Source organism: Nitrospirota bacterium (genome assembly GCA_016207885.1).
Lineage (GTDB): Bacteria > Nitrospirota > Thermodesulfovibrionia > UBA6902 > UBA6902 > JACQZG01.
The window spans coordinates 250,143-277,089 of record JACQZE010000003.1 but is presented as its reverse complement, the minus strand read 5'-3'; the positions used below and the strand labels follow the sequence as shown (position 1 = coordinate 277,089).

The window sequence follows — 26,947 nt, the reverse complement described above, 5'->3', positions numbered from 1 at the left end:
GCCATCTTTTTTCTATGTAATAGTTCCGTTATGTTAAAATTGATCTTAAAATATTCATGCTAAGGCACATATAACTATAAACGGGAAGATGGCAATCAATCAAGCTTTTTTATTTGTAATACGTATAATCTTTGTTCTCTCATCCATTGATTTTGTTTTGAGGGCAGCCAACAGTTGGGGTTCCCTCTACTCCTACTTCATGCGGTTTACAGACCTGCTTCCTGAATTATCATTAGCCTTTATTTTATGGACGGCTATAGGGATGTTTCTGGCGATGGTATTCTGGTCATTGATACTCTGCCTATATAAAGCGCTTTTGAAAACATTCAAGTCTGTCTGCGTTGAGCATGTAATATTATGGGCGATCTTCCTTGTCGTTGTTATTGAAAAGACCTTTTTTAATCATGCGCGCCCTGATGACATATCAATGAGAATGGTCTTTCTTATATCCGGGGGGCTGGCGGCAGGAGTTGTTGTATGGCTGGCACGCAAATACGCAGGCAGGCTTCTTTCAGGCCTTAATAACGGCATTTCACTGCTGGCCTGGCTCTTTCTTTTTTTATTAGCCGCTGCCGTGCCTTTATCTGCCTACAGCCTGCTTCAGAAGAAACCGCCTGCTGAGGCTGCCATGAGCGGCAATATTTCTGTCGATGAGAAGAAGCCCAATATTATTTTAATTACATGGGATTCTTTTACGGCGGAAGATATGCAGCTTTACGGGTATGAACGCCCGACAACGCCGTTCATTTCAGAATGGGCAAAGAACGCCGTTGTATTCAACAGGGCTTATTCTGCATCGAACCTGACCACACAGGCGACGATGAGCATACATACCGGCCAGCGGGTATGGACCCATGGTGTATGGTACTACGCATATAATTTTCCTCCGAAAAACCATCTCAGGAATTTCCCCGCGCTTTTAAAAGAGAGCGGGTATGATACCTCAGCCTTTGTTCAGACCGTATATGCCCACCCTGATATCCTTGGAGTATCAGACAGCTATAAGGTAAAGGATGATCCAAGGACCCTTGTCCTTTCTCCTTACGCTGATGTCTGGGGAGTAAACAGGATAATGGGCTTTATAGGCAGAAGGCCTATAGTAAGCAGGTTTATGAAGGACTACTCCTTTGTTGATATCGAGATAGATATAGAGGAGAGCCTTATCGGGTTCTCCGAGTTCATAACGGCCGGGAAGGGCAAGGGGGCTGATCACTTTGACAGGGAGACCGAGACATCATTTCCTCCTGATATCGTCTACAGCCGTTTTCTTGAGTATATATCAGAGCGGCAGGCTGCGGATAAACGCCCGTTCTTTTCATGGCTGCACCTTGATGCCCCTCATAATCCTTATCTGCCTTCCGGGGAGTACAAGGGGCTGTTAGGAGAGGGCGACAGGTTCAATACGCTGAAAAAACAGTCTGATGGCCTGACCTTCCATACAGACTACAACCTCAACAACCAGCCTGAAATAGACCTGCTGAGGAGAAGGTATGATGAGTTCATTATGTATGCCGATGATCGTTTTAAAGCCTTCTTGTCGCGCCTTTCAGATGCAGTTGATATGTCAAATACGATCATTATCTTTACCGCGGACCACGGGGAGAGTTTTGAGCATGGACATCTCGGCCACGGCGGGACACACCTGTATGAACCGCTTGTTCACATACCGATGGTGATCAAACTCTCCGATGCCGGATACGGAAGGAGAATAGATATGCCTGTTGAACAGACAGACATCGCTCCAACCATACTTCAGCTTGCCGGAATATCAATCCCTGAATGGATGGAGGGGAGATCGCTTGTTCCGCTGCTTGAAGGAGATGCGGCCGAAGAGAGGCCGGTCTTTTCAATGCAGTTTCTAAATAACAGGTCGCTCGGCAATCCTATCACTAAAGGCACTGTCGCAGTATGGGACCGGCAATACAAGCTCGTGCACTATCTTGAGGACGGCAGGTCTCTTCTGTTCGACCTTGCTGCAGACCCTGACGAAGAAAAGAATATATTTGATGAAGCGCCTGATACAGGCAGAAGGCTGCTTAAGCTGATCAAGGACAACCTGGCTGCTGCCAACGAAAGGATATCAGGGCCTTATTAAAGCGGCCCTTCGCTGAAATTGTCTTTCAGTATCTCTTTCTGCTCTTTCCTGAAATTCTCAAACCCTCCATTTGCAATTGCATTTCGCATCTTCCTGAAGAACTCAAGATAGAAGTGGAGGTTGTGGTATGTATTCAATCTCATTGAGAGGATTTCACGGCTCATATATAAATGCCTCAGGTATGCCTTTGAATAATTCCGGCAGGTATAGCAGCTGCATTCAGGGTCAAGAGGGCTTGAATCCTCTTTGAATTCCTCGCGCTTTATGCTTATTCTTCCCTGACTTGAAAAGAGAGTGCCGTTCCTTGCGTTCCTTGTCGGCATGACGCAGTCAAAGATATCAATGCCGGATGAAACTGCTTCAAGCACGTCATTAAGGTCGCCTATTCCCATCAGGTATCTTGTCTTGTCTTCAGGCAGCAGAGGTGTTGTGTAATTGATCATCTCATACATCATATCTTTCGGCTCTCCGACACTGAGCCCGCCGAGAGCATAACCGTCAAAATTCATATTAATTAATTCTTCAGCACTCTGCTTTCTTAGGTCTTTAAATACCCCTCCCTGAACAATAGCAAACAATGCCTGAGAATTAACTACCCCCCCTTCGCCCCCACTTACCAAGGGGGGGATGGGGGGGTAGTTTTTATTCTTTTCTTCAAGACACCGCCTCGCCCACTTAGTTGTTAATTGCAGTGACTTCAAAGCATACTCCCTTGTCGCCGGATAAGGCGTGCACTCATCAAACGCCATCGCAATATCAGACCCAAGCGCACCCTGTATCTCCATAGCAAGTTCAGGCGTCAAAAAATGCGTTGAGCCGTCAAGGTGCGACCTGAACTCCACGCCTTCTTCAGTTATCTTTCTCAGCGGCGAAAGGCTGAAGACCTGAAACCCGCCGCTGTCTGTGAGCATGGGGCGGTCCCAGTTCATGAACTTATGCAGCCCGCCGAGATTTTTTATCACATCATGCCCCGGCCTCAAATAAAGATGGTATGTATTGGAAAGTATTATCTCAGCGCCGATCTCTTTCAGCTCCTCGACGCTCATTGATTTCACGGTTGCGAGAGTGCCGACAGGTATGAATGCGGGCGTGTTTATCACTCCCCGCGCGGTATGTATCTGCCCGAGACGGGCGCTGCCGTCGGTTTTGGTTAATTGAAATTCAAGTATCTTGTTATTTCTCACATCCTTTCCGGCGCCTTTACCCCGAGAATATTCAGCCCCTCTTCAAGCACGATCTGTACTGATCTGCAGAGATACAATCTTGCAACTGTCAGGTCATTATCATCAGATATCACCCGGTGCTTGTTGTAGTATGAGTGGAAGTGCCTGGCAAGTTCCTGAAGATAGAATGTGATCCTGTGCGGCTCATATGTCGATACCGCTCCTTCAAATATTATCTCGTAATAAAGAAGTTTCTTTATAAGAGATATTTCATCGTCTTCTTTAAGTATTGAAAAGTCTATTTCAGAAAGCGTTGAGCTGCTGAACCCCATGCCTACCGGCAGGCAGGCATGGATATTTCTCTCTTTTACCTGCCTGAATATGCTTGATATCCTGGCAAAGGCATACTGTACATAAAAGACCGGGTTTTCAGATGACTCTCTTTTTGCGACCTCGATGTCAAAATCAAGATGGCTGTCTGACCGTCTTGTGAGGAATATGAACTTTGCGATATCAGAGCCTACCTCATCCATGACCTCGCGCAGTGTGATAAATTCACCTGACCTCTTTGACATCTGGACAGGCTGGCCTTCTCTTAGGAGAGAGACTATCTGCACAAGTATGACCCTGAATTTTTCATCAGGCAGCCCGAACGCCTTGAGCACCGCCCTTATCCTCGGGATATATCCGTGATGGTCAGCGCCCCATATATCGATGATGGTATCAAATCCCCTGTCGAGTTTTTCTTTATGGTATGCGATGTCTGAGGCGAAGTATGTGAACTCACCGTCATTCTTCACAACTACCCTGTCTTTGTCATCTCCGAAGTCGGTCGACCTGAACCATAGGGCTCCGTCTTTTTCATACGCGAGGCCGTTCTTCTTCAGGTGCTCTAACGCATCCTTAACAGCCCCTTTGTCATATAGCTCTTTTTCACTTTGCCACCTGTCGAAGCCTATTCCGAATTCACCGAGGTCATGCGAGAGATCAGCAAGCATCTTCTTATATGCGAAGCCTGTGAATACATCCCCGCACTCTTCAAAAGGAATATTGTGATACTTATCACCTTCCTTCTCCTTTATCTCCACGGATATGTCTTTGACATAATCGCCTTTATAACCGTTTTCAGGGAATGGCATGTCATTGCCTAACATCTGCTGGTAGGCTGTGTAGACCGAAAGTCCGAGAAGCTTTACCTGCATTCCGGCGTCATTGACATAGAACTCCCTCTCAACTTCATAACCCGCGGATTGAAGGAGATTGCACAGGGCGTTGCCGACTGCCGCGCCCCTTCCGTGGCCTATATGAAGAGGGCCTGTGGGGTTTGCGCTTACAAACTCGACCTGAACCTTCTTTCCCTGGCCGATGTCTGTTCTGAAGAAGTCATGCCCTTCCTTAAGAAGCTTTTTGAGTTTTTCATGGTAATACTCATTATGGTATGTGAAGTTGATGAAGCCGGAGCCAGCTGTCTCGACCTTTTGGAACGGGCCGGGCTGCTCCATTATCTTTTTCACTATCTCTTCGGCAATCATTTTTGGAGATCTTCTTAACGGCCTCGCAAGGCTCATGGCGACGGTTGTAGCGACATCTCCATGCGACTCGTCCCTTGGTATCTCAACATCAATGGCAGGGATATTATCCAAGCCCCATGTGTCCTTCAGCTCTCCGATAGCGTTTTTAACTGCTTCTATGGCTTCCTTCTTCATAAGTTATTAAGTTTAAAGATAAGATTTAAGTAAGTCAATTAAGCCTCACCCTTCTCGTTGCTTTACCGCATCTTCATTAAGTAAAATAATAATAGACTTGAGATCAAGGAGGAAACGTCAATGAATATACTTAAAACAGCTGTCCTGATGACGGGCTTAACATTACTGCTTATATTCGCAGGAGGGGCTATGGGCGGCAAGTCCGGGATGACGATGGCGCTCATAATCGCCTTTGTAATGAATGTCTTTACATACTGGTTCAGCGACAAGATAGTTTTAAAGATGTACAAGGCTAAAGAGGTGACCCAGTCAGATGCGCCGGAGCTTTATTCCATCGTAAGAAACCTTGCGCAGAGGGCACAGCTTCCGATGCCGAAGGTCTATATCATCGAGCAGCCTCAGCCAAACGCCTTTGCAACGGGAAGGAACCCGGAGCATGCGGCAGTTGCCGTAACAACAGGCATAATGCAGATACTCAGCAGGGAAGAGCTTGAGGGTGTTTTAGCACATGAGCTCGCGCATGTAAAGAACAGGGACATCCTGATAGCCACGGTCGCAGCAACAGTTGCCGGAGCTATCAGCTATCTCGCGCACATGGCGCAGTGGGCCATGATATTCGGAGGCAGAGATGATGACGAAGGTGGCAATCCTATAGTAGCAATTGTCATGATGATAGTCGCGCCGATAGCGGCGATGCTCATACAGATGGCGATATCGCGCTCAAGGGAGTATGCTGCTGACGCAGGAGGCGCAAGGATAGCCGGAAACCCGAGACATCTTGCAAGCGCGCTTAAAAAGCTTCAGATGGCTTCAAAGCAGATACCAATGAATGCTACGCCTGCAACAGCTCATATGTTTATAGTAAATCCTCTTTCAGCACGGGGATTCGCAAACCTCTTCAGCACCCATCCTCCGATGGAAGAGAGGGTGGCAAGACTGGAAAGCATGGGCCGTGGGAATTAAAAAGATCGAACAAAAGATACTCTCAGGGCATCGTTTAAGCACAGACGATGCCCTTTCACTTTTCCAAAGCGATGACATCTTCACTATCGGCAGGCTCGCGAATCTTATTGCTGAAGAGAAGAACGGCAAGAACGCATACTTTATCCGGAACCGCCATATAAACCCGACCAACATCTGCGTCAACCGCTGCAAGTTCTGCGCCTTCAGCCGTTCAAAAGGCGATAAGGGCGCGTATGAACTGAGCATCAAGGAGATTATTAAGAAGCTCAAAACTCAAAACTCAAAATTTAAAAATCCCCCCTCACCCCCCTTTGCTAAAGGGGGGATGGGGGGATTTTTTAGCGAAGTTCACATTGTCGGCGGGCTTCATCCTGACTGGCAATTTGATTTCTATTTAGAGATGCTGAGAGCGATCAAAAAGTCGCTGCCGCATATTCACATCAAGGCGTTCACAGCTGTTGAGATAGATTATTTTGCAAAGATAAGCGGATTATCCCTCGCTGATACATTGGGCGAATTAAGAAATGCAGGCCTTGATTCGATGCCGGGCGGCGGTGCTGAGATATTTGATGCACGGGTGAGGAGCAAGATATGCCCTGAGAAGATCCCGGGCAGGAGATGGCTTAAGATCATGGAGGAGGCGCACAATGCCGGGATCAAAACCAATGCCACCATGCTCTACGGGCATCTTGAAACATACAAGCATAGAGTTGAACACATGCTGAAGCTCCGCGAACTCCAGGATAGGACAGGCGGTTTTCAGGCGTTCATTCCTCTGGCATTTCATCCGCTGAACACAAGGATCGAAGGCGCAAGTTATACATCAGGCATTGACGACCTTAAGACCATCGCCATCTCAAGGCTCTTTCTTGACAACTTCACGCACATAAAAGCCTACTGGGTAATGCTTGGAGAGAAGATCGCGCAGCTTGCACTCATGTTCGGAGCGGATGACCTTGACGGCACTATCATAGAAGAGAAGATCACGCGCTCAGCAGGCGCACTCTCAGCAAACGCGCTGACGCGCTCTCAGTTAGTGAACCTGATCGGGAAAGCCGGAAAGATTCCGGTAGAGAGGGATTCGTTTTATAAAGAAGTCAGGAGTTAAGAGAACCGGACTTCCATCGCTTCAGGTTAATAAGTTAAATTGACAGTTTTTACATCAAACTGTTATAAAACAGCATCGTTTTTAAGACCATTTTTGAATTAGTTTTATCTGCTATAATTATATACCATAAAAGACGATCCAAAGATGCCGCCCAGACATATTAAAGAGTCTGAGAAGGTGCTTACCGGCAATTTTGACTGATAACACAATTGTGTATCATCATGGTAATCTATATATGAGGCACTTGTTTTTATGAAGCTTTCATCTTCACCTATCACAGATAATGCACTTTTCCCGCTTCAGAGAACATCAATTGATTCTTTAGATAATAGCGTATTAGCTGATGTTGATCATGAGAATCAAATGGATATTTCTATAGAACAACAAACTTCTTTGACCGGAATAGAAGAACTTGATAATAAGCTCTTGCTGCATTTTCATAACAGAGTTAAATTACAACCGTCATTGACACGTCAGCTTGTAAGTTTTCAGGCCAACAAACCAAGACCTTCTTATCGCTGGTATAAATATAAAGAAGCTTTTTCAGCATCTCTTGTCGAATATTTATTATCAAAATATGGAATTACTTCCGGTAAGGTGCTTGACCCATTTGCCGGGAGCGGGACAACGTTATTTGCAGCAAGTGCATGTGGCCTTGATGCAGATGGCATTGAGCTTCTTCCCAGCGGTCAACAGATAATCTCTGCCAGAAAATGTTTAGAGAGAGAATTTACAAAAAAAGATGTTACTTCACTCAACCGCTGGATTACGGATCGCCCTTGGCATAAAACAAAGGAAAGAAAAACTCTCTCCAGCTTACGTATCACAGACGGCGCTTATCCCAAAGAAACCCTTGACGCTATTGAGCGATATATCGGAGTCTGTCAGCAAGAGAATGACCGGGTCCGGTCAGTTCTGCAATTTGCACTTCTCTGTGTATTGGAGTCAATCAGTTTTACTCGTAAAGACGGGCAATATCTTCGTTGGGATTACCGCGCAGGACGTCGACAAGGAGCAATACCTTTCAATAAAGGTGCAATCGTCAATTTCGACAAAGCGATCTGCGACAAGTTAAATGATATCTGTCATGATTTGCAAAGTACAAATGGTGACAGTGAGCTTTTTCCGTCAAAATTTTTACAAGGAGATATCCGCCTTCTCAACGGTTCCTGCCTCGACATAATGCCAACTTTGCCGAACAGGTCATACAACGTTGTTATGACATCTCCGCCTTACTGTAATCGTTATGACTACACCAGGACTTATGCGCTTGAACTGGCACTACTCAACGTCGGAGAAAAAGAGCTACTAAAGCTTAGACAGGAGATGCTGAGTTGCACAGTTGAAAACCGGGCCAAAGACTTACTGCAAATTAATCCGAAGTGGACAAATGCAATAGAAGCTGCGGAAAGTCAGGAACTGTTGCAGGCTATTTTAAAATATCTTGAAGATGAAAAGGCACAAGGGCGGTTGAACAACAACGGCATTCCCAGAATGGTGCGTGGGTATTTCTATGAAATGGCCTGTATCATATCAGAGTGTAAGCGTATACTGAAACAGAATGCATTATTGTTTATGGTCAATGATAATGTGCGTTATGCAGGCGCAAGTATTTCGGTAGATTTAATACTTTCAAGTATCGCTGAAAAATTAGGTTTTAAAATAGAAAACATCCTTGTGCTTCCAAATGGAAAAGGAAACAGCAGTCAGCAAATGGGCAAGCATGGTAGGACAGCATTAAGAAAGTGTGTTTATGTTTGGAGAAAAGCATAGTGCCGACAGACAAACATTACCGCAAGCATTTATCGGGCAAAGCAGACCTCGTAACCACCTATGAAGAAACCAGAGCCGGGTTTGTTGCGCTGGCGCTTGAGAAGAACCGCAGAGCAACGCCATTTATTGAACAAGCCCGTTCATTGAAAGCAACAGCTTCTCAAGCTAACACTCCAGCCGACCTTCTTAATATCGAAAGCATTCAGCCCGCATTATTGACTGCTTCAGGTGTATCTGACAAGGCGATGAATTATCTGTTGCCTGAAGACAAGATAGAAGCAATTCAGGAATTGATAGCAAAATATCTTGAGCCGTCAGGACTTGCCTTCGTTGAAGAATTGATTTTCAGGTTTCTCCTGACAAGGGGTGATACTTTGGGAGGCTCAATGCGCAACGTAGGCGGGGTCATAGCAGAGCGCAAACTGACCCGTGCAATTCTTTCTAACCTTGCCATTGCAAAAATTCCATATCAATGGCTTCACTCCGATAGTAAAGAATGGCTGTATGGAAAAGAAGAAGACGCAGATATAGAATTGTATCTAAAAGGACTTAGTTGGTCTAACAAAGGCAGAACCCGTACAATGATCTATAATCGGACGCTTCCGCTTGTAAAAAAGAATGTAGACTTGTGCCTTCTTAATTGTGCTCCAGAGGAACTATCTGCTGCTTTTAAAAATCCTTCTCTCTATATTGCGCTTGGGGAGCTTAAAGGGGGTATTGATCCGGCAGGCGCAGATGAACACTGGAAAACAGCAAGGACATCGCTCACACGTATACAGAAAGCTTTTTCTAAAAAGGGTTTTACACCGGATTTGTTTTTTGTCGGGGCTGCTATTGAAAACAGCATGGCAGATGAAATCTGGGACCAATTAAAGAAAGGCACATTGAGCAATGCCGCCAATTTGACGAACGCTGATCAGGTTGCTTCTCTGTGCGGGTGGTTGTGTAGTTTGTAGGGTAATTCTTAAATAGCTGGTGATATAAAGATAACCATAAGGAAAGTTGGAGATTTATCATGATGGAAGAATCAAAACCGACAATGGAGGAGTGGAGGGCGCTTTATGAGGCTGCCGTTGAGTTTAGAAAGCTTGCCCCTTGGGAATGGGTTAAAGAGACCAGCATATTTGGTGTACAGAACCCTATGACGGGAGAGATCGGATATTGTTGCATTATGGGGGAATTGGGCGAGGGTCTGGCAATGGCTGTGTATCAAGGCACGGAAGGATTAAATGTATATAAGAAGATTCTGAAAAATCAGGTTGATCCCGGCGAACCTGATGCCATGTTTATTCAAGACTGCCTGATTGTTATATTTGAAAACAAAAGACTTGTGGAAAAAAAAGACTTAGAGCTTATTGGTAAACTTGGATATATATTTAGAGGCAAAAACGCCTGGCCTGTCTTTAAGAGCTATCAACCCGGCTTTTACCCGTGGTTCTTAAACAGAGATGAAGCATCGTATATGACTTTAGCCTTACAGCAGGCAAAAGATGTCTGCCTGCGCCTGAAAGAAAATAATAAATTATTGCATGACACGAAAAAGAATCTTCACTTAGTCAGAGTTTCTGAAATAAAGGACGATAACGTTATTTGGAAGGATGAATGGAGGGAGCCTTTAGCTCTCAAAAAAATAGACTATTCATCTTATCCGGTTGACGAACTTTGGATTCAACGGATAAAAAATTCGATTAAACAAGTGTCGGCGGTATGGGAAATTGATTCTTTCTATGCCCCGACGCCAATAAAGGAGGAAGGCCGTCCATACCTTCCTTATGCGATCATGCTTGCCGACCATGATACGGGATTTGTCTATGATGTATATCTTTCCCCGCTTGATAAATATAAAAAAGATTTCATTGAAAGGTTCCTATCCTATATTGAAAATGAGTCGGTTATACCGATAGAAATTTTAGTGAGGAAAGAAGAGATCGTCAGGCTGTTTGAACCTTATACTGGAAAGCTTAATATAAAGCTGAGTGAGGTCAAAAGGCTTCAGAGCATTGATAACGCCCGGCGATCAATGGCGAAGTTTTTCAGTAGTTAAATGAACAGAATAAACAAAAAAGAAGCCTTAACCCTTCTGAAGTCCGCTGACCTTCTCGGCCTTGGCCAGATGGCTGACAATTTGAGGAAGAAGCTTCATCCTGAAGGCGATGTCACATTTATCATTGACCGCAATATCAATTACACCAATGTCTGCATAAACAAGTGCAGGTTCTGCGCCTTTTACAGGGAGAAGGACTCTCCTGACGCGTATATCCTTTCAGGAAGAAGGCTCTTTAATAAGATAAGAGAAACGATAGAATGCGGAGGCACGCAGATACTTATCCAGGGCGGGCTGCATCCTGATCTTGATATAAATTATTACATTGAACTTTTGAGGTCGATCAAGAAAAAGTTTGATATCCATGTGCACGGCTTTTCTCCGCCAGAGATCTTTTACATGGCAGACAAGGCTGGCATTACATTAAAAGAGGCGATTGTCTCATTGATAGAAGCTGGGCTTGATTCAATTCCCGGCGGAGGCGCAGAGATTCTATCGGACAGAATAAGGGAGCAGATAAGCCCGAATAAGATAGGCTCTAAACAGTGGCTGAAGGTCATGGAAGAGGCTCATAAGCTTGGAATGAAGACGACCGCAACCATGATGTTCGGCAGTGTTGAAGAGCCTGAAGATATCATTGAACACCTTGATGCGGTGCGAAGGCTTCAGGATAAGACGAACGGATTTACGGCATTCATACCATGGAGCTTTCAGCCGGGGAATACAGAGTTAAATCAGCAGTCAGCAGTCAGCGGTCAGCGGTCAGCTAAAGCCAGGTACCATCCCGCCACCGGGGTTGACTATCTTCGGGTGCTTTCTCTTTCAAGGGTCTATCTCGATAATGTCCCGAACATTCAGGCCTCGTGGGTCACACAGGGGATAAAGATGGCGCAGGTATCTCTGAGGTTCGGCGCAAATGACTTCGGCTCAACCATGCTTGAAGAGAATGTCGTTGCTTCAACCGGGGTGAAATTCAATGTCACGATCGATGATATCCTTAAAGCCATCAGGGATGCCGGCTTCATGCCTGCGCAGCGAGATATGTACTATCATATAATAAACAGAAACCTCTGAATCTCCCCTCTTAGCGCCTTAATACCTGCCTTAATACCTGCCTTGATTTAAACTTTAAAGAATGGCATAATTGTCACTTCTCAGGAAGGTGTGCATCATATGTCAGATTTATACTCTTCTACACATTATTCAGTATCAAACGAGGCTTATTAATGAGAAATCCATTATCACTGACTTTAAAGGCCGTCATATTACTCATCCTTATCGGCCAGATACTTATTCCCAAAGCTGCGTACAGCGCCATATTTCTTGACAAGGTCGTTGCAACCGTCAATGGCGAGGTTATCACCTGGAGCGAGCTTATGAGCGTTGTCGAGGTTGAGGGTGCAAAGGCTCTTGAGGGGCTTGAGGGCAAGGAGAGGGAGATCAAATCCGGTGAGATCGCGAAGTTCCTGCTTAACAGCATGATCGATGTAAAGCTGCAGCTCATGGAGGCGAGGAAACTTGGGTTTGATGTGTCTGATAATGAGCTTGAGGCTGCGATCGCCGATATCAAAACGAGGTACAATCTGTCTTCCGAGGCGTTAATAACCTCTCTGCAATCAGAGGGCTTTACGCTTGAGGAATATAAAAAGCGGCTTTCAGAGCAGATATTGCTTTCCAAGATATCAAACTTCAGGGTCAAAAATAATATTTTGATAACTGACAGTGAGATAAAGGAATACTACAGTGCCGGGGAAGGCGGTACAGAGGTAAGGATAAGGCAGATATTTTTCTCAATGCCTGAGGGCAACGCACAGAAGGAAGCTCTTGATAAGAGGACTGAGGAAGTCATGCATCGGATAAAAGACGGAGAGAACTTTGCTTCTCTTGCCATTGAATTTTCAGAGGACGCAAGCAAGGAGTTCGGCGGTGACCTCGGTTTTATAGGCCACGGAACCATACTGAAGGAGGTGGAGGATGTTGCCTTCGGCCTCAAGGTCGGCGATGTAAGCGCGCCCTTCTGGAGCCCGGCCGGGCTCCATATCATAAAGGCCGAAGAGATAAGGGAGAGCAGCGCCATTAAGGAGCCTGTAGAAAAGATAAAAGATATCCTCTTCCAGAGAAAATATAATATGATGTATGACCAGTGGATCAAGATGCTGAGGGAGAACGCTTATATAGAGGTTAATTTATAATTTTGAATTTATTTTATTAAGGGGTGTTCCTATGCTGCAAGACGATATAAAGATAGGACTTACATTTGATGATGTTCTGCTTCTTCCCGCAAAGTCAGGCGTGCTGCCGAGGAATGTCAATGTCAGCGCGCGTTTCACAAAAAAGATCAAACTAAACATCCCTCTTGTAAGTTCAGCCATGGATACTGTCACTGAGACCAATCTTGCCATAGCCATAGCCAGAGAGGGTGGAATCGGAATAATCCACCGCGCAATGCCGATAGCGAGGCAGGTTTCCGAGGTTGATAATGTGAAGAAATCCGAGAGCGGCATGATACTTGATCCCATTACCCTTAAGCCTGATGACAGGATATCGCAGGCGCGTGACCTTATGCGCCGGTACAAGATATCAGGCGTGCCTATCGTGAAGGGCAAAAAACTGGTCGGCATACTTACCAACAGGGATTTAAGGTTTGAGACAGACTTGCAGAAAAAGGCCTCTGAGGTCATGACAGGTAAAGGGCTTATTACAGCCCCTGTCGGCACAAGCCTTAATTCCGCCGAAGATATACTTCATAAGCATAAGATCGAGAAGCTGCCGATAGTTGATGATAATTTCAATCTTGTGGGCCTTATCACCATAAAGGATATTGAAAAGAGGAGAAAGTACCCGCATGCGTGCAAGGATGAGTTCGGCAGGCTTCGTGTAGGAGCGGCGCTTGGCGTTGGAGAAGATACGATCGAGAGCGCTGCCGCGCTTATAAAGGTGGGCGTGGATGCGCTGGTAGTTGATACCGCTCACGGCCATTCACAGTTTGTGCTTGAGACTGTTAAGGAACTGAAGCGTAAGTTCAGAAACATTGAGATCGTTGCGGGAAACGTGGCAACTGCGGAGGCTACCAGGGATCTGATAAAGGCCGGCGTCAGCGCCGTAAAGGTGGGCGTGGGGCCGGGCTCCATCTGTACCACAAGGATAGTGGCAGGAGCAGGCGTGCCGCAGATGACCGCTGTAAAGGAGTGCTCAAGGATCGCGGACGCCGCTGGCATACCGATAATTGCCGACGGCGGAATTAAATTCTCAGGTGATGTTACAAAGGCGATAGCCGCAGGCGCAAGCTGCGTCATGATAGGCGGGCTATTTGCGGGCACTGACGAGAGCCCCGGCGAGCTTGTCCTCTTTCAGGGCAGAAGCTACAAGGTCTACAGGGGCATGGGCTCTCTCGGAGCCATGGAGTCAGGTTCAAAGGACAGGTATTTTCAGTCAGGGGTCGAATCAAAGAAGCTTGTGCCTGAAGGAGTTGAGGGCAGGGTTCCGTATAAAGGGCCGCTTGCCGCCAGCGTGCATCAGCTTGTCGGAGGCTTGAGGTCAGGCATGGGTTACTGCGGCTGCAGGAATATAGAGGAGCTTCGCAAGAAATCGCGCTTCATTCGCATAACACCGGCAGGCCTCAGAGAGAGCCATGTGCACGATGTTGTTGTAACAAGGGAAGCACCCAACTACAGCACGGAATAGCGCTATGCATGAAGAGAATATCTTAGTACTGGACTTTGGTTCACAATACACTCAGCTTATAGCAAGGCGCATCAGGGAGAACAAGGTTTATTCTGAGATACTCCCATATAATGCAGATCTTGAAAAGATAAAGTCTTTTTCCCCGAAAGGGATAATCCTTTCAGGCGGCCCCTCAAGCGTATACGAAAAGAACGCCCCAATGCCGGACAAGAGGATATTTGAACTCGGCATTCCGATACTCGGCATATGCTACGGCATGCAGTTAATGGCGCATCTATTCGGAGGCAAGGTAGCAAAGAGCGTCAAGAGAGAATACGGCAGGGCTGTCCTTAAGATAGACGACAAGAATGATATCTTCAAGGGCATTCCTCAGGGCAAGGTTGTATGGATGAGCCATGGCGATAAGCTCCTGCGTTATCCATCAGGTTTCATATCGATAGCACATACAGACAATTCACCTGTAGCAGCGATGGCTGATAAAAAGAGAGGCTTCTTCGCATTTCAGTTCCATCCTGAAGTAGCGCATACTGAATACGGCGTAAGAATATTAAAGAACTTCATCTTTAATATCGCTAAATGTAAACCCGAGTGGACCATGGGTTCCTTCATTGATGCTACTACAAAAGAGATAAAAGATAAGGTCGGAAATGACAGGATAATATGCGCCATAAGCGGCGGCGTGGATTCTTCAGTTACGGCTGTGCTGCTGAATAAGGCTGTTAAAAAACAGCTGACATGCATTTTTGTGGATAACGGGCTTCTCAGAATGGGAGAGGCTGATAAAGTCGTGAAGATGCTTAAGAGAAACTTTCGCATAAACCTTATTCATGTAGATGCAGTTGACAGGTTTCTTGGCAAGCTGAAGGATGTTGTTGACCCGGAGAAAAAGCGCAAGATAATCGGCAATGAATTCATAAAGATCTTTCAGGAAGAGGCTAAAAAGATAAAGGATGCAAAGTACCTTGCTCAGGGCACTTTATATCCTGATGTAATAGAGAGCACCTCATTTAAGGGCCCGTCCGCAGTGATCAAGAGCCACCATAACGTAGGCGGCCTTCTGAAGAATATGAAGCTCAAGCTTGTTGAGCCTCTGAGGGAGTTATTTAAAGACGAGGTCAGGGCGCTTGGCAGAGAGCTGGGCATGTCTGATGAGGTCATAAACAGGCAGCCCTTCCCGGGCCCGGGCCTTGGGATCAGGATAATCGGCAAGGTTACGCACCTGAGGGCTGAGATACTGCGGAAGGCGGATGCTATCGTGCTTGAAGAGATAAAGAAGGCGGGCCTCTATCATAATATCTGGCAGGGCTTTGCAGTCCTGCTGCCCATCAAGACCGTTGGCGTCATGGGAGATGAGCGTACGTATGAGAATGTTATTGCCGTAAGGGCTGTGACCAGTGTTGACGGGATGACAGCTGACTGGGCAAAGATCCCTTACGATGTTCTGGGCGTCATCTCCAACAGGATAATCAACGAGGTCGTGGGTGTTAACAGGGTTGTATATGATATAAGTTCAAAGCCTCCCGGAACGATAGAGTGGGAGTAGGGATCTCATCCTCCGCGTTTCATAATAACTTCACACATTTCTTCTATCGTAATTACACAAAAGGGTTGACTTGCAGATGCAATTGATAGGTGGTATATATTAGTAAATAATCAAAACCGGTTTAATCATTTTATAAGGAGGGGATCATGAAGAAGTTTGTTTCAGTTGTAGCGTTAATTTCATTCTTTGCGTTGGCATCAGGCTGCACACAGTATCATACCCAGGGTGCGGCGGTCGGAGGCGCGGCAGGCGGCCTTGCCGGAGCTCTTCTTGACCATAAAAATCCCTGGAAAGGCGGCGTAATAGGCGCGGCATTAGGCGCGATCCTCGGGGCAACCATCACTGATATTTCGATGAGGGCTTCACAGGAGGCAGCAGCTACAGGGAAGCCTGTGCAGTACAAGACTGAAGACGGGCGCGGAGTATACCGTGCCGACCCTGTTGACTACAACGCACAGACCAACTGCCATAAGGTGCATGAGACAGTATGGGAAGACGGCAAGATAGTAAAAGACCAGATGAAAGAGATCTGCGAAGGCAACAAGACAGAGCAGGGATACTAAAGACAGGTTCTGACAATACAGCATCATATACGAGGGGCTGCGGAGACGCAGCCCTTTTTGTTTGTTACCGCACCTAAACCATTTTAAATCAAATTTTAAAACCATGGTATTAGCAGAGGCACATGATTGCCGCCGTTTCTCTTGAAAGCAAAAAAACACGCTAATTATTTTGCTTTCAGGCAAATGTGAACCTGCGTCTGCATAAACAACCATGCTTGTTGCTAAACCTGATGCTTTACCCATAATTCTTTTTCCAGTTTCAAGATTGAGAAATAGTGTTACTTTAGTGTTGGAGGCAGGTTTGTCCGCTCCTAACATCCACCAAATCCTGAAGAAAGCCCCATGGATATCCTTATCGGTAGTATCCCTCCAGTTCAAAGAGCAAGTCTAACACTTAGAGGCATGGCTATATGTCAGAAAATATGGGTGGGTATGTGGTTAACAACACCTGTGATTTTTTTCTTGACATCTATATAGATATGTATCTATTATTAGCAATCGTTAAACCTGTATAATTCGGCATAATTACTAAACTTACCCCGATGTTATGGGCTTGATATAAATAAAGAGGTTTTAAGTTCCGGACATAATCCATCAAGGCTTCTCAGCGTGGCAAAAAACAAAGGTGCGCGTGATCCAGTTATCTTCTTTGTCCCTAAAAAGGGCACAGCGCTTATATATTAATGCAGGTCAAGAGCTTTCCTTTTTTGCCGTTAGCGCCTGATTATCAACCAAAGGCTAAGGGTATGCTGGTTATACAGCTTGAGCAATATCTCTGACGTGCAGTATCTCTCTGCTCCTCATGGGCCTTATGTCATCATCGGTAAGCGTGAGAACCGCGACTGTTCTCCCTTCAGCAGTGATAAACTCAACCTCAAAGGCATTATTATCATCGTAGATATGAACTACAGTGCCTAAATCTCCTTCTGTCAGATCATGTTCTTTTATATCATGCTTTAAAACGGCTGTGTCTAATTCTTTTATCATTTCAATCTCCTCCTATTTGTCAAACAGGATATGCCGTCACAAAACGGGGATGTGTCTTTCCCTTGTCAATTATCCATACAGTCCGCATATTAATAGAGCTTCCCTCTGGTGTTTTGATAAATCCATCTATGATATATTTTACACCATGGGGTGATGATATTCCCTCTTTTACCTCTTCTGATTGTGCTATTGCCGTTAACTGATATTTAAGCAGATTAATATTTGTTTCATTAAACCCGAAAGAACGCAAATATTTAGACTTGGATTTGCCTATGGGATGAGTTTCTGACAGTAAATAATTCAACAGTTTTGAAAGCGGCACATAAGCGTTTTCTTTATCGGGCAATTTCATAGAACCAAGTTTAATGGGTATCAGTTTTGTGTAAGGTAGCATTAGGGCTTTTAAAAAGTCAATGAATGTTTAGCAGGTTTTTCAATTTCTTGTGACAATGAAAGGGCCTTTGTGATAATATTAATGTCGCTGAAAACGGCGGATTAACATTATGGAAGAACGCATTCAGAAGATCATCTCAAGAGTTGGCATAGCTTCAAGAAGAAAGGCTGAAGAGCTGATCGCTGAAGGTATGGTGACTGTAAACGGAAAGGCTGCAAGCCTTGGGATGAAGGCAGACCCTGATATAGACCATATAAAGGTCAGCGGCAAGCTGCTTCATTTATCAGCGCCTAAAGTGTACATGGCCTTTAACAAGCCGGAAAAATGCATCACAGCGCTGAGCGATCCTCAACGCAGGCTGACTGTCAAGGATTTTTTAAAAGGGGTAAAGATAAGCGTATTTCCCGTAGGCAGGCTTGACTATGATTCTGAAGGCCTTCTTATACTTACAAATGACGGCGAACTGGCAAATGCGATACTTCATCCGAAGAATAAGATACCAAAGACATATCTTGTAAAGATCGAGGGTTTTCTTGAGGATAAGCACATAGAGAAACTTCAGAAAGGCATAAGGCTTGATGACGGGATGACCGCTCCGGCAAAGGTGAAGAGGGTCAGAAAGACTGAGGCCAATTCCTGGATAGAGATAACGATATATGAAGGCAGGAAGAGGCAGATAAGAAGGATGATGGATAGGCTTGGCCATTCCGTGATTAAGCTTAAGAGGACAAAGATAGCCGGAATAGACCTCGGCAAACTGCCTAAAGGCGTATTCCGTTATCTCACTCCTGACGAAGTCAATAGGCTGAAAGAACAGGTCTCTTATGAAAAGGAATAGCTATGAGAACTAATTACTGCGGTGAAATAAGAGAAGAAAATATCGGCGCTGAGGTGACGCTTGCCGGATGGGTTCACAGGTGGAGAGATCATGGCGGGGTTGTGTTTATCGACCTCAGGGACAGGAGCGGAGTTGTGCAGCTTGTCTTTAATCCTGAGACTGACGCTGAAATAGTTAAGGCTGCCCAAAAGATAAGGAACGAGTTTGTTCTTCAGATAAAAGGCGAGGTTTCAAAACGGCCGCCTGAAACAGAAAATAAATCGCTGCCTACAGGGCAGATAGAAATAATAGTCAGAGAGCTTATTGTGCTCAATGAATCAAAGCCTCTTCCGTTCATGGTTGAAGACGACACCGATGCATCTGAGCAGCTGAGGTTCAGGCACAGGTATCTTGACCTTAGAAGGCCCATTATCCAGAAGAACTTGATCCTGAGACATCAGGTCACAATGACGATGAGGGAATATCTTGATGCAAAAGGGTTTCTGGATATTGAGACACCTGTACTTACAAAGAGCACTCCTGAGGGCGCAAGGGATTATCTTGTCCCGAGCAGGCTGAACCCCGGCCATTTTTACGCGCTCCCGCAGTCGCCCCAGATATTCAAGCAGATACTCATGGTCTCGGGATTGGAGAAGTACTACCAGATCGTGAAATGTTTCAGGGATGAAGACCTGAGGGCTGACAGGCAGCCTGAATTCACACAGCTTGACCTTGAGATGTCCTTTGTAACACGGGACGACATAATGATGCTGATTGAGACTCTCCTGAAGAAGATCATGAAGGATCTCAAAGGCATGGATTTCAGCGAGCCGTTCCAGAGGCTATCTTATCAAGAATCACTTGAAAGGTATGGAAGCGACAAGCCTGACCTGCGGTTCGGGCTTGAGCTGAAGGATGTAAGCGATATTGTGAAGGAGGGGTCTTTCAAGGTCTTTCTTGGCGCGCTGTCAGGCGGAGGCATTGTAAAGGGCATTAACGCGAAAGGGCTTGCCGGTTACTCAAGGAAGGAGATGGATGACCTCACAAAAGAGGCGCAGTCCTATGGAGCAAAAGGGCTTGCATGGATAAAGATAAAGGATGGTTTTGAATCGCCTATCGCAAAGTTCTTTTCCGAAGACATTCTCAAATCTCTTACTGAAAGGCTTGAGGCGGAAGAGGGAGACCTGCTCCTTTTTGTTGCCGACAGCGTGCAGTCCACAAATGCCACTCTTGCAAAATTAAGGGATGAGCTTGCATCAAGGCTTAAACTTATAAAAGACAACGCTTATAAATTTGTATGGATAACCGACTACCCGCTTTATGAATGGAACCCCGATGAAAAGCGTTACGACGCGATGCACCATCCGTTCACAAGCCCTATGGAAGAGGATATGGAACTCTTCCTCGATCGCGGCAATGATAATGTCAAAGATGTCAGGGCTCAGGCTTATGACATAGTCCTGAACGGTTATGAGATAGGCGGCGGCAGCATACGTATCCATAGGAAAGAGGTTCAGGACAGGATGTTCAAGCTTCTTAATATGCAAAAAGAAGATGCTGACGCAAAGTTCGGTTTTCTCCTTGAAGCGCTTGAATTCGGCGCGCCTCCCCACGGCGGCATCGCACTCGGCCTTGACAGGCTTGTGATGCTGCTTGCAAATGCCAAGTCAATCAGGGACGTGATCGCGTTTCCAAAGACGCAGAAGGCGGTATGCCCCTTGAGCAGCGCACCATCTACAGTTGATGCGAAGCAGCTTAAAGACCTCAGCATCAAGCTTGATATTGTTGAATAGCCCGCAAAGTTATTTTCAGTAACTGTAAAACAGGGGGAGAGTATGAATAACCGGCTGGAAGAGTTACTGACAAAGATAAAATCCCTTGAGAGAGAGCTTGCGGAAGAGGCGCAGAAGAAAGGGGATGAGTTCTTCTATGAGATAAAAGAGAAGAAGGTCAGGTTTCAGGATACGGTTCGGCGGGAACACAAAAAACTGGTCAAGAAGATAGTCTTTTATTTATTCGATGCGAATATCCTGAACATCATCACTGCTCCTGTAATATGGTTATGCCTTGTGCCTATATTTTTATTGGATCTTATCGTAAGCATTTATCACGCAATATGTTTTCCTGTTTACCGCATACCCAAAGTGGTCAGGAGCGATTACGTTGTTATAGACCGCCATTCACTCGCTTATCTCAACCTTATAGAAAAGATAAATTGCGTCTACTGCGGGTATGTTAACGGCGTCATAGATTATTCGAAGGAGATCGCGGAAAGAACAGAACAGTACTGGTGCCCGATAAAACATGCGCGCAAGGCAAAGGGCATAAACAGCAGGTATAAGCACTTCTTTGAATATGGCGATGCTGAGGGATATAAAAGCAGGCTTGAAGAAGTTCGCAGGGAGTTTGATGATATCGAGAAATAATCAGGCTATTTTAAATTATCAAGCCATTTCCCGGCTTCCTCACCCTGAGGGGAATTTGGGTTAATGTCAACAGTATGCTTCAGCACTATCTTTGCCTCATCATTTCTTGCCGATTGAGCAAGTACATAACCGAGGCTTAACCATATGTTCTGGTAGTTCGAATCCAATTGTGTGCCTTTTTTCAGGATGTCAATGGCCTCGTCTGTTTGTCTTGTATAGTGCAGAGAGAGTCCCAGGTCATTATAAGTGTCAACATCTTTCGGGTTAAGTTCAAGTACCTTTCTGTAAACACTTATAGCCTGAACATACTGGCCGCCTTCAAAGTATTTGTCACCCATAAGCGCGAGTGATTCCGGGCTCTTGTCGTTAGTATCAAGTTTTGCCATGACGCCTCCGCCCATGTTCGTATCAATTATAGGGCCTGTTACCGCAGAAGTGCTGCTGTTCTTCTGCGCGGTTTTGTCAGATTTGTCACAGGAAATTGTAAGTATGGATAATGTTATGCAGAGTAAAATAACTATTCTGACAGCAAAGCGATGTAGTGAATGTTTTATTTTAGGCATATAGAATAATATATTTTATTTACTGAATCCACAAGAGGTCATTAAGTATCCAGCCGGTATCGCCGGATTCGTACATTACATTGACCCATTGGTCTTTTATCTCCAAAACCTTAAGAGATTCGTATTGGTATAATGGGCTCAGTATGGTCTTTTTATACTCTTCCCCCGGCCCGCTCCTGACATTTGCCTCATCAACCTTGACAACAGCGCATTTAAAATCCTCTGTCACAAGATTTTCCGCTATCCAGTGAGTATCTCCTTCAAGGTCCTCGACCTTAAACCAGGTGCCTTTTTTGGAGATCTTTTTTAACGGCATATACATAAATACCTGCCAGCTTATCTCATCTTTTGCGCTCGGGCCTGACCTTAGATTCGCCGTGTCAGCGGTGACACATAATGAATAAGCATCAGAAGCTGACAGTATAAAAAAGCAGATTGCAATAATAGTCGTTCTTTTCATGGCGTATTCCCAAATTTAAGTGAATATATATTGTTATATCTCTGCCATTATGTCAAGAACCGGATTTTCATTGATTATTAATAACCAAAGACTGAGCCTGGTCATGCAGTCCAAATGGATTTAAAGTGCAAATATAAGCAATGATTATATTTCAATTTAAATTTTTGTATTGACTCAGAAAACCCCACTTGAATATTATAGTCACTCATCGGTCTGCGTTATATATTTTTTGATATTAATCTTTCTTTACAAAGCATAGGGGGGTATGATGAGGCTTGTATTATTAGGCGCGCCGGGTGCCGGGAAGGGGACTCAGGCCAAGAAACTCATTGAAAAGTATAGAATTCCTCAGATCTCAACAGGCGATATACTTAGAAAGGCAGTAGCAGATGGAACTCCTCTTGGTAAAGAAGCAAAATCATATATGGACAAGGGCGAGCTTGTGCCCGATTCAGTAGTTATCGGCCTTGTTAAGGACAGGCTCGCGCAGGACGACTGTAAAAAAGGATATATCCTGGACGGCTTCCCGAGAAACACGTCACAGGCTGAAGAGCTTGATAAGGTTCTTGCCAATATGGCACCGCTTGATCTCGCATTGAGCGTGGATGTTGACAGGGATGACCTGCTGAGGAGGCTTACCGGCAGGAGGACTTGCAGAGACTGCCAGCAAATGTATAATATCTACTTCTCAACTCCGATGAAAGGCAAATGCGACAAGTGCGGCGGAGACCTCTATCAGAGGGATGATGATAAAGAAGAGACGATCAAGAACAGGCTCGAAATATATGATGCGCAGACAGCCCCGCTTATCGATTATTATTCCCGCAAAGGGATTTTAAAGAACATAGAAGGCTCAGGCAGCATTGACGATATATTTAACGGCATCTGTAAAATAGTTGACCCACTAAATAACTAAGGAGGAAGAAATGGCATTGATCAAACCACATGGTTCAGATGAACTGAATCCGCTGTATGTATATGACACAGCTCAAAATGAAGCCTTGCAGCATGAAGCTAAAGGTCTGGCTTCTATTCTTGTGAGTTCAGCTACTGCAGCTAATGCAGTCATGATGGGCGGCGGTTACTTCAACCCGTTAACAGGCTACATGAATAAGGCTGATGCGTTGTCTGTTGCTAACAACATGAAGACAACATCCGGCCTGTTCTGGCCTACTCCAGTATTGAATCTGGTGCAAAATGCGGGCAATATCAAGGCGGGTGACCGCATTGCGCTGAAAGACCCGAACGTTGAAGGCAACCCTGTGCTGGCAGTTATGGATGTAAAGGCGGTGGAAGAGTTCAGCGATGCAGAGATGGAGCTGATATCTGAGAAGGTTTACCGTCCTAATCACAAAGAAGCGCACCCGGGCGTTGATGCATTTAACGCGCAGGGTAAAGTTTGTCTTTCAGGTCCCATAAAAGTATTGAATTTCTCTTATTTCCAGGATGAATTTCCTGACACCTTCCGCACCGCAGTCGAGATCCGCAACGAAATCGCCGAGCGCGGGTGGGAGAAGGTTGTCGCTTTCCAGACCCGTAACCCGATGCATCTGGCTCATGAAGAACTTTGCCACATGGCAATGAAACGTTTGGGTTGTGACGGCTTGGTCATTCACATGCTGCTCGGCAAACTGAAAAAGGGAGATATCCCGGCTCCTGTTCGTGATGCTGCTATCCGTAAAATGGTTGAGCTGTACTTCCCGAAGAACAGCGCGATGGTTACCGGTTACGGTTTCGATATGCTTTATGCAGGCCCGCGTGAAGGTGTTCTGCACGCTGTATTCCGTCAGAACATGGGCGTAACTCACTTCATAGTCGGACGTGACCATGCAGGCGTTGGCGATCACTACGGCGCATTCGATGCCCAGACCATCTTTGATAATGAGGTTCCGGCAGGCGCTCTTAAAATTGAGATATTCAAAGCTGACCACACCGCATACTCGAAGAAACTGGACAAGGTTGTGATGATGTGTGAGGCTCCTGATCATAAGAAAGAAGACTTTGTTCTGCTTTCAGGCACAAAGGTTCGCGAGATGTTAGGTAACGGCATTGCACCGCCTAAAGAATTCTCACGTCCTGAAGTTGCTGACATTCTGATCAAATATTACCAGAGTATCGATAAATAAATTAATGTCTTATTAAAGACAAGTTACAAAGGCTTAATTTAAGCCAACATGACCAAAACGGTTAATTCTTAAAAGGAGGAGTAAAAAATGCCAAGTTTTGTTATTGCTGAGAAATGCGATGGATGCAAAGCGCAGGATAAGACAGCATGTCAGTACATCTGTCCTAATGACCTCATGGCCCTTAACAGGGATCTCATGAAGGCCTTCAACCAGGAGCCGGAACAGTGCTGGGAGTGCTACAACTGTGTAAAGATCTGCCCGCAACAGGCGATCGAGGTAAGGGGTTATCAGGACTTTTGTCCAATCGGAGGTAATGTTATCCCGATGAGGGGAACTGACTCCATCATGTGGACCGTAAAGTTCAGGAACGGGATTCTCAAGAGGTTCAAGTTCCCGATCAGGACAACTGAAGAGGCTTCTATTGATCCGTATACCGGCAAGCCTGAAGCTGACATGTCAAAGATCAAAAATATCGGCTTCTTCAACTATGAAGCCAGAAAGGAATAGGGGGGAAGGATAAAATGGAAAAAGAGACTTGTACATTTTCATACTGCGCAAAACCTGAAATTGTAGAGCATGATACCGACCTGCTCCTTATCGGCGGCGGCATGGCTTGCTGCGGAGCGGCTTATGAGGCTACAAAATGGGCTGCATCAAACAAGTTCAAGGTCACAATGGTTGACAAGGCAGCGACAGACAGAAGCGGCGCTGTTGCAATGGGCCTTTCAGCTATCAATACATACATCGGTGAGAACAAATGTGAAGACTATGTCAGATACGTAAGGGCCGACCTTATGGGCATAACCAGAGATGACCTCGTATATGACCTTGGAAGGCACGTTGATGACAGCGTTCACCTTTTTGAGGAGTGGGGACTTCCTATCTGGAAGAAGGGCGATGACGGTTTTTCGCTTGACGGTTTTCAGGCAAAAGATGCAGGAAAGAAGTCATTAAAGGACGGCGGCACACCTGTAAGGTCAGGCAAATGGCAGATCATGATCAACGGCGAGTCTTACAAGGCTATCGTTGCTGAGGCGGCCAAGAAGGCGCTTGAGATAAACAGGGCTGCAACCGGTGTTGCGCAGAATCACTTTGAGAGGGTATTCATAGTCAGGCTCTTCAAAGACAAGAACGACCCCAAGAGGGTTGCGGCAGCAGTTGGTTTCAGCGTAAGAGAGAACAAGATGTACATATTCAGGGCCAAGGCGATGGTTCTTGCCGCAGGCGGAGCTGTTAACTGTTTCAGGCCGAGATCTACCAAGGAAGGCCAGGGCAGGGCATGGTATCCTGTATGGAACTCAGGTTCCGGTTATGCACTCGGTATGCAGGCAGGCGCACAGCTCACCCTGATGGAGAACAGGTTCGTACCAGCGAGATTCAAGGACGGTTACGGTCCAGTCGGCGCATGGTTCCTCTTCTTCAAGGCTAAAGCAACAAACAGCCTTGGCGAAGATTACTGCTTAAATCCGGAGTATCTTGCTGAAGCAAGAGCAAAATACGGCAAGTATGTTGACAAGATGGGCACCGCTATCAGAAATCACCTGATGATGAAAGACATGAAGGCAGGCAAGGGCCCGATCATCATGAGAACTGATGAGGCGATGGCAGCTATCAACAAGACCTTTATTGACCAGCTTGGCGAGAAAGAAGGCAAGAAGAAGGTCAAGCATCTTGAGTCTGAGGCATGGGAAGACTTCCTCGACATGTGTATCGGACAGGCCGGACTCTGGGCTTGTAAGGACATTGAGCCTGACAAGTCCCCTTCAGAGATCATGCCGACCGAGCCGTATCTTCTCGGTTCTCATGCAGGCTGTGCGGGATTCTGGTGTTCAGGCCCCGGCGACATACCGGGAACGCCTGCTGAATGGCATTGGGGTTACAACAGGATGTCAACCGTTCCGGGCCTCTTTATGTGCGGCGATATCTGCGGCGCGTCAGGTCACAAGTTTTCATCAGGCTCTCATGCAGAGGGCAGGATAGCAGCAAAGGCTGCAATAGCATACCTCATCGACAATCCGGGCTATTCACCTGTAACAAGGCGTTCGGCTGACGAGATGGCGGCAGAGCTTTATATGCCTTTTGAGGTCTATGAGAAACACAAAACATACTCAACAGATCCCAAGATCAACCCGAACTACATCAAGCCTGACATGCTTCAGACAAGGCTTCAGAAGATAGCTGATGAGTATATGGGCGGAATCTCAACATGGTACATGACATCAAAGACCATGCTTGACGAAGGATTAAAGCAGCTCACAATGCTCAAAGAGGACTCAGCAAAGATGGGCGCTGCAAACCTCCACGAACTGATGAGATGCTGGGAGAATTATCACAGGATACTCTCACTTGAAGCGCATGCCCGCCACATCCTCTACAGAGAGGAGACCAGGTACCCTGGTTACTACTACAGAGGCGACCATGACTTCATTGATGATGCTAACTGGAAGGTATTTACCCTCTCCACATACAACATGGAGACCGGTGAGTTCACAATGTCAAAGACGGATCACAAGAACCTGTTCCCGGATTAAT

At 45.8% G+C, this 26,947-nt stretch carries 24 protein-coding genes; 18 read left to right on the top strand and 6 right to left on the bottom strand.

What is annotated here, in order from left to right; all coding sequences use genetic code 11:
- Window positions 1-88 precede the first annotated feature (88 nt).
- The gene (locus HY807_01400; protein MBI4825066.1) at window positions 89-2,095 is read left to right on the top strand and encodes a sulfatase-like hydrolase/transferase; all 2,007 of its coding nucleotides are present in this window, start codon (window positions 89-91) and stop codon (window positions 2,093-2,095) included.
- Here the strand turns inward: HY807_01400 and tgt are convergent.
- Both tgt and HY807_01390 read right to left on the bottom strand, forming a co-directional pair.
- Entirely contained in the window at window positions 2,092-3,264 is a 1,173-nt protein-coding gene (gene tgt / locus HY807_01395; GenBank protein ID MBI4825065.1) for a tRNA guanosine(34) transglycosylase Tgt, read from the bottom strand. The two genes, HY807_01400 and tgt, sit on opposite strands and share 4 nt — an antisense overlap.
- A gap of 11 nt (window positions 3,265-3,275) precedes the next feature.
- Window positions 3,276-4,964: an arginine--tRNA ligase gene (locus tag HY807_01390; GenBank protein ID MBI4825064.1), complete on the bottom strand. Its 1,689-nt coding sequence runs from the start codon at window positions 4,962-4,964 to the stop codon at window positions 3,276-3,278.
- Between the two features lie 120 nt (window positions 4,965-5,084).
- On the opposite strand from HY807_01390, the gene htpX reads away from it, so the two are divergent.
- From htpX to HY807_01340, 10 genes are all read left to right on the top strand, one after another.
- Window positions 5,085-5,927, top strand: coding sequence for a zinc metalloprotease HtpX (htpX, locus tag HY807_01385; protein MBI4825063.1), 843 nt, complete (start codon window positions 5,085-5,087; stop codon window positions 5,925-5,927).
- The gene (gene mqnE / locus HY807_01380; GenBank protein ID MBI4825062.1) at window positions 5,917-7,035 is read left to right on the top strand and encodes an aminofutalosine synthase MqnE; all 1,119 of its coding nucleotides are present in this window, start codon (window positions 5,917-5,919) and stop codon (window positions 7,033-7,035) included. Before htpX ends, mqnE begins: the two co-directional genes overlap by 11 nt.
- A gap of 363 nt (window positions 7,036-7,398) precedes the next feature.
- On the top strand, window positions 7,399-8,808 hold the full coding sequence (locus HY807_01375) for a site-specific DNA-methyltransferase (GenBank protein ID MBI4825061.1): 1,410 nt from the start codon (window positions 7,399-7,401) through the stop codon (window positions 8,806-8,808).
- The gene (locus tag HY807_01370) at window positions 8,781-9,764 is read left to right on the top strand and encodes a restriction endonuclease (protein ID MBI4825060.1); all 984 of its coding nucleotides are present in this window, start codon (window positions 8,781-8,783) and stop codon (window positions 9,762-9,764) included. The genes HY807_01375 and HY807_01370 overlap by 28 nt, the downstream gene beginning before the upstream one ends.
- Before the next feature lie 59 nt (window positions 9,765-9,823).
- Window positions 9,824-10,852 (top strand): hypothetical protein, encoded by a 1,029-nt coding sequence (locus HY807_01365; GenBank protein ID MBI4825059.1) that lies wholly within the window; start codon window positions 9,824-9,826, stop codon window positions 10,850-10,852.
- Window positions 10,853-11,926: a dehypoxanthine futalosine cyclase gene (gene mqnC, locus HY807_01360; protein MBI4825058.1), complete on the top strand. Its 1,074-nt coding sequence runs from the start codon at window positions 10,853-10,855 to the stop codon at window positions 11,924-11,926. It abuts the gene before it with no gap.
- A gap of 152 nt (window positions 11,927-12,078) precedes the next feature.
- Window positions 12,079-13,044 carry a peptidylprolyl isomerase gene (locus HY807_01355; GenBank protein ID MBI4825057.1) on the top strand — a complete coding sequence of 322 codons (966 nt, stop codon included), beginning with the start codon at window positions 12,079-12,081 and terminating at the stop codon, window positions 13,042-13,044.
- A 31-nt stretch (window positions 13,045-13,075) separates the two neighbouring features.
- Entirely contained in the window at window positions 13,076-14,536 is a 1,461-nt protein-coding gene (gene guaB / locus HY807_01350; protein MBI4825056.1) for an IMP dehydrogenase, read from the top strand.
- A gap of 4 nt (window positions 14,537-14,540) precedes the next feature.
- A complete protein-coding gene (gene guaA / locus HY807_01345; GenBank protein MBI4825055.1) occupies window positions 14,541-16,079 on the top strand; it encodes a glutamine-hydrolyzing GMP synthase in 1,539 nt (512 codons plus the stop codon).
- 146 nt (window positions 16,080-16,225) lie between these two features.
- Window positions 16,226-16,642 carry a glycine zipper 2TM domain-containing protein gene (locus HY807_01340; protein ID MBI4825054.1) on the top strand — a complete coding sequence of 139 codons (417 nt, stop codon included), beginning with the start codon at window positions 16,226-16,228 and terminating at the stop codon, window positions 16,640-16,642.
- 753 nt (window positions 16,643-17,395) lie between these two features.
- Here HY807_01340 and HY807_01335 read toward each other — a convergent pair.
- Complete coding sequence (locus tag HY807_01335; protein MBI4825053.1) at window positions 17,396-17,629, bottom strand: DUF4926 domain-containing protein; 234 nt, start codon at window positions 17,627-17,629, stop codon at window positions 17,396-17,398.
- A gap of 19 nt (window positions 17,630-17,648) precedes the next feature.
- Window positions 17,649-17,981: a hypothetical protein gene (locus HY807_01330; GenBank protein ID MBI4825052.1), complete on the bottom strand. Its 333-nt coding sequence runs from the start codon at window positions 17,979-17,981 to the stop codon at window positions 17,649-17,651.
- A 151-nt stretch (window positions 17,982-18,132) separates the two neighbouring features.
- On the opposite strand from HY807_01330, the gene HY807_01325 reads away from it, so the two are divergent.
- The 3 genes from HY807_01325 to HY807_01315 are packed head-to-tail and all read left to right on the top strand — an operon-like array spanning window position 18,133 to window position 21,266.
- Window positions 18,133-18,861 (top strand): rRNA pseudouridine synthase, encoded by a 729-nt coding sequence (locus HY807_01325; GenBank protein MBI4825051.1) that lies wholly within the window; start codon window positions 18,133-18,135, stop codon window positions 18,859-18,861.
- A gap of 2 nt (window positions 18,862-18,863) precedes the next feature.
- Window positions 18,864-20,633, top strand: a complete 1,770-nt coding sequence (gene aspS / locus HY807_01320; protein ID MBI4825050.1) for an aspartate--tRNA ligase — start codon at window positions 18,864-18,866, stop codon at window positions 20,631-20,633.
- Window positions 20,634-20,675: 42 nt separating this feature from the next.
- Window positions 20,676-21,266: a hypothetical protein gene (locus HY807_01315; protein MBI4825049.1), complete on the top strand. Its 591-nt coding sequence runs from the start codon at window positions 20,676-20,678 to the stop codon at window positions 21,264-21,266.
- Between the two features lie 5 nt (window positions 21,267-21,271).
- On the opposite strand, the gene HY807_01310 is transcribed toward HY807_01315, so the two are convergent.
- Window positions 21,272-21,829: a tetratricopeptide repeat protein gene (locus HY807_01310; GenBank protein ID MBI4825048.1), complete on the bottom strand. Its 558-nt coding sequence runs from the start codon at window positions 21,827-21,829 to the stop codon at window positions 21,272-21,274.
- A gap of 19 nt (window positions 21,830-21,848) precedes the next feature.
- Entirely contained in the window at window positions 21,849-22,289 is a 441-nt protein-coding gene (locus HY807_01305) for a hypothetical protein (protein MBI4825047.1), read from the bottom strand.
- A gap of 268 nt (window positions 22,290-22,557) precedes the next feature.
- On the opposite strand from HY807_01305, the gene HY807_01300 reads away from it, so the two are divergent.
- The 4 genes from HY807_01300 (at window position 22,558) to HY807_01285 (ending at window position 26,946) form a co-directional block, all read left to right on the top strand.
- On the top strand, window positions 22,558-23,205 hold the full coding sequence (locus tag HY807_01300; GenBank protein ID MBI4825046.1) for an adenylate kinase: 648 nt from the start codon (window positions 22,558-22,560) through the stop codon (window positions 23,203-23,205).
- A 16-nt stretch (window positions 23,206-23,221) separates the two neighbouring features.
- A complete protein-coding gene (gene sat, locus HY807_01295) occupies window positions 23,222-24,415 on the top strand; it encodes a sulfate adenylyltransferase (GenBank protein ID MBI4825045.1) in 1,194 nt (397 codons plus the stop codon).
- Window positions 24,416-24,502: 87 nt separating this feature from the next.
- Window positions 24,503-24,922 carry an adenylyl-sulfate reductase subunit beta gene (gene aprB, locus HY807_01290; protein ID MBI4825044.1) on the top strand — a complete coding sequence of 140 codons (420 nt, stop codon included), beginning with the start codon at window positions 24,503-24,505 and terminating at the stop codon, window positions 24,920-24,922.
- A 14-nt stretch (window positions 24,923-24,936) separates the two neighbouring features.
- Window positions 24,937-26,946 carry an adenylyl-sulfate reductase subunit alpha gene (locus tag HY807_01285; protein ID MBI4825043.1) on the top strand — a complete coding sequence of 670 codons (2,010 nt, stop codon included), beginning with the start codon at window positions 24,937-24,939 and terminating at the stop codon, window positions 26,944-26,946.
- Window position 26,947 lies beyond the last annotated feature (1 nt).